This is a genomic window from Sandarakinorhabdus sp. (genome assembly GCF_032115815.1).
Taxonomy (GTDB): domain Bacteria; phylum Pseudomonadota; class Alphaproteobacteria; order Sphingomonadales; family Sphingomonadaceae; genus Sandarakinorhabdus.
On sequence record NZ_JAUMBI010000232.1, the window covers coordinates 1 to 2,029 of the forward strand.

Annotated in this window: 3 protein-coding genes; all 3 read right to left on the reverse strand. The window is 64.9% G+C overall.

Translation table 11 applies throughout. From position 1 onward, the window contains the following. Window positions 1-31: 31 nt before the first annotated feature. Genes tsaB through RT662_RS13320 form a run of 3 tightly spaced genes read right to left on the reverse strand, consistent with a single transcriptional unit; the run spans window position 32 to window position 1,756 of the window. Entirely contained in the window at window positions 32-595 is a 564-nt protein-coding gene (gene tsaB / locus RT662_RS13310) for a tRNA (adenosine(37)-N6)-threonylcarbamoyltransferase complex dimerization subunit type 1 TsaB (protein WP_313671182.1), read from the reverse strand. Between the two features lie 10 nt (window positions 596-605). After that, complete coding sequence (locus RT662_RS13315) at window positions 606-1,199, reverse strand: malonic semialdehyde reductase (protein ID WP_313671183.1); 594 nt, start codon at window positions 1,197-1,199, stop codon at window positions 606-608. A 2-nt stretch (window positions 1,200-1,201) separates the two neighbouring features. Continuing rightward, window positions 1,202-1,756 carry a NifU family protein gene (locus tag RT662_RS13320; protein WP_313671184.1) on the reverse strand — a complete coding sequence of 185 codons (555 nt, stop codon included), beginning with the start codon at window positions 1,754-1,756 and terminating at the stop codon, window positions 1,202-1,204. Window positions 1,757-2,029: the final 273 nt, after the last annotated feature.

Consider the following 2,029-nt stretch of genomic DNA (forward strand, 5'->3'; position numbering starts at 1 on the left):
CAGCAGTGTCCACGGGCGACGGATAATCGGCTCAATCGCCGGCGTAAAGCGCCTGCGGCAAACCCAGTGCCACTGGCGGGAGATGCCCGGCAAAGGCCGCATCGGGATGATCAATATGCAGCGCGGCAGCGCCCGGCAGCAAAACGGCACCCGCGCCCGCGATGGCGGCACCCGCCGGCAGCACCGTGACCAGCGCCGGCAGCGGCGCCACCAGGTCTGGCCCGATCAGTGCGCCAGCGGCATGGCCGCGCCCGGCATCGATCAACGCAAATACCGAATCCAGCGCCGGATCGGCAGCAAAGGCCTGCGCCGCCACCAGCGACAGCGCCGAAACGCCGTGCACCGGCACGCCCCACGCCACCCCCAGAGCACGGGCGACCGCGATGCCGATACGAATTCCAGTGTAACTGCCCGGGCCGATATCGACCATGATCGCATCAGCCCGCCGTCCACCCAGCAGGGCGGCAATGGCCGGCACTAGCGCTTCGGCATGGCCGCGGCCGATCAATTCATGGTGGCGGGCCACTACGCGTCGGCCGTCGACCAACGCAATCGACAGCGCCGGCGACGAGGTGGAAAGGGCAAGAACTGTCACACGTGCGCCGCTACAGGATTTGCGCGGCATCCTCAAACGGCAAGCGCGGCAGGCGCGGGAACAGGCCCTCGCCATTGCCCTTGCCCAGCGAGCAGATGAAATTGGTCTCGATGCCAGTGTCGCTCCAGAAGGCGGCATCCACCGCAGCCTTGTCGAAACCGGACATTGGCCCGGTGTCCCAACCCAGCGCGCGGGCCGCCATGATCAGGTAAGCGGCCTGCAAGCTGCTGTTGCGAAAGGCGGTTTCGCGGGCAAAGTCAGCACTCCAGCTGAACCACGGCCGTGCGTCGACATGCGGGAACAGTTCGGGCAACCGGTCATAGAACTTCGGGTCAAAACCGATGATCACCGTCACCGGCGCTGCCTTCACCTTGGGCTGATTGTTGACGCTGGTGCATGCCGCCAGCTTTTCGCGGGCGTCTGCCGAATGGCAGAACAGGAACCGCGCCGGCGAGCCGTTGGCCGAAGTTGGCCCCATCTTCACCAGATCATAGAGCTGGCGCAGATCGGCTTCAGTGACGGGCGTCGAGTCCCAGCCGTAATGGGTGCGGGCATCGGTAAACAGCTGCGCCAGTACGGCGCCATCCAGCGGCGTTGCAGCCATGATCAGACCGCCCGCACGTCGAGAACTTCGGGCACATAATATTTCAGCAGCGATTCAATGCCCATTTTCAGTGTCATGGTGCTTGATGGACAGCCGGAGCAGGCACCCTGCATCTCCAGAAACACCGTGCCCTGGCGGAACCCGCGATAGACGATGTCGCCGCCATCCTCGGCCACTTGCGGACGAACGCGGGTCTCGATCAACTCGCGGATCTGCATCACGATATCGGCATCGGCGGGATCATCGTCGGTGGCAGCTTCCTGCACGGCACCGGTGAACAACGGCGCACCGCTGGTGAAATGATCGACCAGCACGCCCAGGATCTGCGGCTTCAGCGCTGGCCAATCGGCGCCGGCCGGATTGCGGGTAACCGAAACGAAATCATGGCCAAAGAACACGCGGTCCACATCGCCCAGCGCGAACAGCGCGGCGGCCAGCGGCGAAGCTTCGGCAGCCTCCGGCGTGGGAATATCAACGCCGTCGCCGCCGGTGACCTTCTGGCCGGGGCGGAACATCAGCGTCATCGGGTTCGGAGTCTGTTCGGTTTCGATGAACATGGGGGGCCTTTCCTTCACGTAGCGCCGATATGGCGCAGCAGGCCGGCCGCTTCAAGCCAATTCAGACAATTTCTGTCGTGATTCAGGTGCCGGCGTGGGCGAAAGCCTGTCAGGCAATCGTTACCAGGCGGTCAGGATCGAGGCTGCCCGGCACCAGCATCAGGATGCAGGGCAGGCTGCCGGCGCGTTCACCAGCAAAGAAACTCACCAGCGGCCCCGGGCTGCCGCGGCTGGCCGTGCCGAGCACCAGCGCGCGAATGCCCGGATTTTCCT